The organism is Cystobacter fuscus DSM 2262 (genome assembly GCF_000335475.2).
GTDB lineage: Bacteria > Myxococcota > Myxococcia > Myxococcales > Myxococcaceae > Cystobacter > Cystobacter fuscus.
In genome coordinates, this window is sequence record NZ_ANAH02000038.1 from 1 (window position 1) to 7,468 (window position 7,468).

General features: G+C 62.8%; 2 protein-coding genes. Both read left to right on the forward strand.

Annotated features, from left to right (window positions below; all coding sequences use genetic code 11):
* Positions 1–1,398 precede the first annotated feature (1,398 nt).
* Positions 1,399–6,966: an RHS repeat-associated core domain-containing protein gene (locus D187_RS36780; RefSeq protein ID WP_245591915.1), complete on the forward strand. Its 5,568-nt coding sequence runs from the start codon at positions 1,399–1,401 to the stop codon at positions 6,964–6,966.
* Positions 6,966–7,229: a YxzC family protein gene (locus D187_RS55805; protein WP_155893853.1), complete on the forward strand. Its 264-nt coding sequence runs from the start codon at positions 6,966–6,968 to the stop codon at positions 7,227–7,229. Before D187_RS36780 ends, D187_RS55805 begins: the two co-directional genes overlap by 1 nt.
* The last annotated feature ends 239 nt before the right edge of the window (positions 7,230–7,468 follow it).

Below are 7,468 nucleotides of genomic sequence, written 5' to 3' on the forward strand. Positions count from 1 at the left end.
GGTCTTGCGCATCGCGCGCTTCTACCACCCAGTCGATGGTCCTTCAGATTTTTCAGCTATAACGGGTATTTCAGGGATGGTTGAAGACTCACCAGTCAGCTTCTCACCAAGGGAGGAGACGGGGAGCCCAAGAGCGGCACCGTCTCCTCGGCCCCACAATGGCCACCGGGACGACCGACAGTCTCCGAGTCGAGACTGCCGTCCAGCTCCACGCTCTCTTGCAGGGCCTGGGACGCGATTGGGCGTATAGCGGAAACAGCCGTGGGAACGGAGGCGGGTGATTGGCATGAAACGTGCTCCACCGAGGATCCTCAAGTTACTCGGGGGAAGTTATGCAAAGGCGGATGAAGCCCGATGGGCGCTTGGCGCCTGAGAGAGTTTGAGCGTGAAGGACAGTGTCTGGAGGCTCGCAAAAGCACCACGTCCAGCGCGCCGACAACTTCTCCAGTAGCGGCGCGGTCTTTTTTCCTAGAAAGAAAGAATCATGAAGTGGATTGTTGTCGTGTTGGGACTTGCCGCTGGAGTCTGGGCGGGCTGCGGAAAAACAGAGGACGAGCCTCGGGTTGAGGTGGAGCCGCAACTGTTGACGGAGCCTCGTCCGTTGCGGGCCGAGAAGGCGACGAAACAACTGGGGGAAGACTGCGGGGAGAATGGAGCCAGCGCATGCCTGTCTGGCATCTGCCTTCACGTGAAGCCCGGCCGCCATGAGGGATACGTGTGCAGCCAGTCCTGCCAGGCACAGACGGACTGTCCCTCGGACTGGCGCTGCTCTCAATTCTACCCGTCCTCCAAGAGGCGGTTGTGCGTTCCACTCGCCACGAGGGCTGATACCTCGGTTCCTTGAGGCCCCATTTCCAGACCATTCGTTGAGCCGGCGCGGGTGTGTCCGCGAGCCGGGTTTGTCTTCTATTGTCTGAGTGTCTATTCATGATGAATCAGAATTCTCCTTGTTCCACCAGGCTCCTCGTGTCGTCTGGAGCATCCTGGCCGTCTGCTGCTCGTCTGGTCGCGCTGTTCTGTCTGTTGGCCATGACTTCCGCTCGTGCCGATTTTGGCTATAAAGAACTGGTTACCAGTCCCGATGGAACCAGTCAGTCCGTCGTTACCTGGACATGCGAGTGCCCCGGCGAATCCGTGGGGGGGAAGCAGTGTGCTGCTTACGCCACTGATGGCGCGGGCAACGTGCCTGCCCACGAGCGCAAAGATTATGTGTTCCTTGAGGGCGGGGGATTCAATGCCTGCGCGAAAGGGTCTCAGTGGGAATGCAACAGCGACTTGGATTGCGTGAGATCAGGCGCTTTTGGCCAGGGTCAGTGTGTCGTCAATCCGGAGGCTCGACTGACGGTGACGGTGAGTGGGAATGAGTTTTTCGACCCCATCGTGGAGTGCTCATACCCGGTGCCGCCATCCGAGGTGTGTGATGGCCAGGACAATGATCTCGATGGGCAGACGGATGAAGACGGGTTCGGTGGAACGGTCTGCCAGCAGGACGGTGGAACCTCGGCGGGTCCGGACGCGGGTGGCGACGGTGGTTTGTCCTGTGGGTCGGAAATCTGTGCGGACGGCCAGGACAACGATTGCGATGGCGCGGTGGACGAGGACTGCGCGCCCGGGGAAATCGATGGTGGAGGGCCCGTGGGAAGCAATCGAGACCTCTACTGCTACGATCCCGTCAATCTCGCCTCGGGCTCCAGCTTCGAGCAGGTGAAGGACCTGAGTGTCGGGGATGGCCTCACCACCTTGTCCTTCGAGCGGACGTTCAGCTCGCGGGGCGATGAGTGGATATACGATGCGCCCCTGGTGGGAGTGCCCAAGCCCTTTGGCGGAAGCCCCAACAATCCCGAGTCCGTGGAATGGTGGCACAACTGGCTGAGCGTCGTGGTGGAACACCAATACTACTGGAGTGTCCGTACGCCGGATGGAGGCCTGTTGCGTTTCCTGCCGTGCGCGGGCTCGACTTGCGAGGCCGTGCCCGCGCAAGGAAACCAGTCCCGCCCAGAGCGCTTGAAGCGGACGCCCACGGGCTATGAGCTGCGTCAGTCGGATGGAACTCTGCTGGTCTATGAGTCCCTCTTCCTGTCACCGCGAGAGGGGCGGCGCCGCTATTTCCTGTCCCGGGTGGTCTCTGGAGCGGGAATCAACCTGGCGCAGTTGAACTATGCCCAGCCCAACCTGACCGGCTGTGCGCAGGGTGCGACGGGAAGCAGTCCGGGCGTCCCCTATCTCTCCAGTGTGCAGAGCCCCGCGGGAGCGAGCCTGAGCTTCGACTACCGTGTGCTTGCGCGTTCCGCGGGGGGCGTGGACTGTGTCATTGACCGGGTGCGCTCCCTGCCATACCAGGATCATCCGCAGGAGTCAGTGGTGTACGCCTACACCACACAAGGGGGAGTCGAGCGGCCAGGGCGTATCGGAACGGCGGAAAAACGCTCGCGCCTGGAGCGCTACCTCTACACGGCGGGAGAGTTTCAGCGCTCCGAGGCGGGAGTGCTGCTGGTGCGACATACGTATGGGGCGGATGGGCGTGTGGCCTCGGCGACAGGAGGAGGCCATGGTGCCGCGCTTTCCTGGGAGCCCACGGCGGGGGCTTGCCAACCGGGTTCCAATTGCTGCGGCCGGACGCCCCAGGTGCGCCAGGCGGTGGATTCCTACGCGGGACGGGGTGACGGCACCGAGGGGGCCGCCGGCCTGTTGAGCACCTATGCGACGCTTTCCAACTATGGCCAGGAGAACGCGCCGCGCATGTACCAGACGCAGGATGCATGCACGGTGAGTGGTGCCTGCAGCCCGGGCTCGGTTCGCTCGGAGTGGACCTGCTCCTCGCCCGGAAATCCCGGCAAGGAAATCGCGCGCAAGGACAAGCGGGGCAACTGGCAGGTGTTTGGCTACTCCTTGTCCCCCGAAGCCTCTCCCCGATTGGAGCTCGCCAGTGTCAAGCGGGGTGCCTCGGACATGCTCGGGACGGGAGCCCTGGAGGAAACACAGTACACCTATACCTACTCCAACGGTCAGCAACTGCCGCAGGTGGAGGAGGAGGCCAGTGTCCTGGGGGGAGCCACGAACCGCAAGCGCACGCTCCACGTCTATGCTCCCGGAACGAATCGCACGAAGGCCCTCATTCGCTCCGGATGGACGCGGATCCGCGGGAGCAACGGCACCTGGACGACCGAACGCCGTTTCGTGGGCACCTTTTTCCTCACCACCTTCAATGAAGACCAGGAGGATCCATTGGGCCGGGTGAGGGAGATTCATGGTCCATGCTGGGTGGCCAGCGAGTCCGCCACGGATTGCCCCACGACGGCGCCCTATCCTGTGACGCGCTACGTATATTTCGAGCCGAACGCCACTCACGCGCATGGCAACCGGTTGTCCCAGACGCTTGTCTACCCCGCTGGAGGCCCAGTGGACCCGAGTTCGGTCGTCCTGGAGACCGGATACGACCACGAGTTCGGTTCCGGTTGGAGCCGCATCGAGACCATCGTTGACGCCAATTGGCGGCTTACCAAGAACTTCTACAATGAAGACCGGCTCGTGAGGACGGAGGAGGGCGCCCATGAGGCGTATCGTTCGAAGCTCATCACCTACGGCTATCAGAGCGACAAGTACTTGAGCTACATCAGCAATCCCGAGGAAGACTTCCATGTCTTCTGCTACCGTACGGGTGCCTCGCCGGACGGGCGCTGCTCTAGTGGCGCGATGTCGGACAAACTCCAATGGGTGGCGCATGCCAGTGGGGCGGATGGGACGGGCTGGACGGAGAAGACCGTCTACGCCTACTGGCCGGATGGAACGCTGAAAGAGGAGCGTTTCCTGCTCCAGACGGGGACTGGGGTCCAGACGAGGCGGGTGATGAAGTACGCGGCGGATGCACACAAGCGTCCGACGTGGAACAAGTGGGGAGAAGGCGCGGGGAGCTTCAGCGCGGCGAAGTCCTTCGATGGCGCGGACAACCTGACGGGAGTGGGGCATGCCTTCAACAACCCGCCCGCCTGGTGCGGCGGGGTGAAGATGGGAGTGGGTCCGCTGGAGAACGGCACGCCGCTGTCGCAGTTGTGCTCCTCGCTGGCCTATGACCGGGCCAACCGCCTGGTGCAGGTGGACGAGTACCCGGCGGACGGCGTCTCCCAGCGCACGCTCTTCACCTATGACGTGCAGGGCAACGTGTCCGGCGTGAAGGTGGGCTGCCAGTCCACGGATACGTTCGCCACCTGCGCCCAGCCCGCGTCCACGTACGCGTATGACGATTTCGGCCAGGTGGTGGAATTGTCCCTGCCGCACGCGGACGGCCCGGTGCGCTACGCCTATGATGCCCAGGGCAATCAGGTGGTGAAGGAGACGGCGGCCATGCGTCAGGCCGGCGAGTATGTTCTCTCCACCTACGACATGCTCTCGCGCCTGGTGTCCGTCCAGCGGGTGCATGCCACGGGAAGCGAGCTGCTCTATCGTCTGGGTTACAATGACCAGAGAGCACCTCCCTCGAGCTGCCCGGCGATGGAATACACGAAGGGCCGGCTTCGCTACCGCGAGGACTCTTTTGGCACCACCTGGTTCTCGTATGATTTGTGGGGCAACGTGGTGGGGGAGATTCGGGTGAGGGCGGGGGCCACGATGTGTGGCGACGTGGCCAACGCGAACCCGCACACCCGCTACACCTACACGCGCAATGGCAACCTGCGGTCGGTGACGTACCCGAACGGACGGACGGTGACGTACGTGTACGGGACGGGAGGCAACACCAACCGGGTGAGCGCGGTGGACGTGACGCTGTACGACGGGACGGCGTGGACGACACGGCGGCTGCTGAGCAACGTCACTTGGGAGCCCTATGGCGGGCTGCGGGGCTACACGCTCAACCAGCCCGGAACGGGTGGCAGCATGACGGTGGAGTACGGCCTGGGGGATGATGGCTCGGTGCCGCCGGCGGGTTGCTCCACCAGCTTCCCCTCTGCGGCGAACTCGGACCTGACGGGGCGGTTGCGCAGCCTGCGCGTGTCCTCGGGCAGTGTGGCGATGGGCGCGGGCACGGGGGACATCTACCAGCGGACATACACGTGGAAGGCGGACCAGGTGGTGCGCACGGACACGTGCCTGCTGGGGCAGAATGCGACGCCGATGCAGGAGACGTACGCCTATGATCGGACGCTGCGCCTGACGGGAGCGGGCCGGACCGCGGGCAACTTCAGTGCGACGGGAGGGGCGTTCGGCTCACGCGCCTACACGTATGATGGACGAGGCAACCGCACGGCCATGACGAACGACGGCTCGGCCTACTTCCTGAGCTACGCGACAGACAGCGCGGCGCACAGGGACAGGTTGGTGGGATGGGGCTCGAGCGCGGCCAACAGCCAGCTGGGGTACACGCTGGCGTACGACGCTGAGGGACGCGTCACGCGCAAGGCGGACCTCGGCGAGGACACCACCCTGGCCTTTGAGTACGGGCAATCGGTGGGAGTGGCCACCGAGAGCGTCTTCCGGACGGTGGAGGTGAATGGGGCCTTCTACAACTACTACTACGACGGGCTGGGACGCCGGAGGCAGAAGAGCTACCCGGGAGGAACGAGCGACGAGTTCTTCTACACGGGGGCCAACCAGCTGCTGGTGGACCGGGGAAGCAGCGACGTGGTGACGCCCGTGGCGCACTACACGCAGGACGACTACGTGTGGCTGGGCGGGCGGCCGGTGGCGCTGGTGCGGGGTAAGTTGAGCACCACATGGACGCGGCTGGCGGACATGTCGGCGGACTGCTCGCGCAACGGGGAAGCGGCGGCGTGCGGAGTGTACTTCCCGGTGACGGACCACCTGGGCAAGCCCGTGCTGATGTTGGATGGAAACGGGAAGGTGGCGGGAGCGGTGGACTATGAGCCGTTCGGTCAGGTCAACCGGGTGGGACTGGTGGCGGAGACAGCGCACCCGCTCAACAACAACAGTGCCTCCAGCCAGATGCTGGGAACCATGGAACAGCCCACGGGGACGTCGCCGTTGGCGAACCACGCGACGTCCGTGAGGATGCGGGCCTTGTTCCACAAGGTGGACCTGAGAGCGGGTCAGGTGGAGGTGGTGGACGCGGACCAGGGAACGGTGTTGGCGTCCGTGTCGGGGACGGGCCGAGGGCGGACCTGGTCGGACTGGGTGACGCCCTCCACGGGGCGCGCGAACGTGAGGCTGGTCTGGCCCGGTGGGCCGGCGAACACGACGTCCCAGGGTGTAGTGCTGGAAGGCTACGAGTATCAGCGCTACCAGACGGGGGCCCAACCCTTCTGGACGCCCATTCGCTTCCCCGGCCAGTACCACGACACGGAGACGGACCTCTTCGAGAACTGGAACCGTTACTACGACCCGAGCATCGGGCGGTACTTGCAATCAGAACCGATGCTGCAAATGCCCATGGTGGTTCAAGACTATGCACGGAAGGGCCAAGTCCTGACGCCATATGCATATGGACTGAACAATCCTCTTCACTTCGTCGACCCCAATGGCCTTATTCCAATTGACACCGTTTGGGACGCCGGAAACGTCATCTATGACATCGTTGTCCAGGACTGGACGGCGCTCGGCTTGGATGTGGCCGCGATGGCCGTGCCCTACGTGCCAGCGGGTACTACAAAAGCTGCCAGCTTTTGTAGTGCGGCCGTAAAGGCCGGCAGTGACGCGGCGAGTTCACTAATGGGCGCGCAGCTCAAAGAGTACCTACGGCAAGCTGCGAAATACGGCTCGGACGGTGTAAAGGCATTGGCGAACGGGCGCTTCAGGTTCTATGGCGAAATAATGCCTGCAACGAAACCGGGGGAGATGATCGGACGGCGAGTGGTTCGTGAGTGGGATCCTGTCACCGGCGCAAAGCGGATCTGGCACGAGACAATTGATCAGCAAGGCAGGGTCCGCCAAATTCGGCCTGAGGAGAGCGTGACTGGAGGCAAGAAGGTCCACTATACGTTCGATAAGGACGGTAATTTCACGGGGAGTTGGTGATGATTGTTCATCTTTCAGATATTCAGCGGGCCTTCGATGAATTGATTGCCGGGACACGTTCTCGTGAGGATCTTTCCTCCTGGGCACGAACACTGCGGATCAGTGACGACGAGGGCCAACTCTTGTTCGAGCCAGCCGCAATGCAAGATCTGATCTGGCGTTCGATTCTTTACCTTGAAGGCGTTGACCTGAAGGACAGTCCCAACTCCTATCTTCACGTCCCCGAGGACTTCATTGCGTTCAGATCAAAGCTTGGAATTTGAGCGCAACATCTAAACCACCGCTCTCGATTCTCAATCGCGATTGGTGGACAGCTGAGCATGAGTTGAAGGGGCTGCGCGGCAGGTGCGCCCCCTCGCCAGGCTCCGGATGCGCAGAATTCTGAAACTCAGAAAATCCCTATCCTGGCGAAGGATAGGGTCTGTTCGGTCGGGGAAGTAGCACTGCTCATTCCAAACAGTCGCCTATCCCGAGAAGACGGCGCGGCGCTCCTTGAGGAGGG

Coding starts and splice junctions, on each gene's coding strand:
- D187_RS55805 (WP_155893853.1), top strand. CDS start 6,966: ATGATTGTTCATCTTTCAGATATTCAGCGGGCCTTCGATGAATTGATT.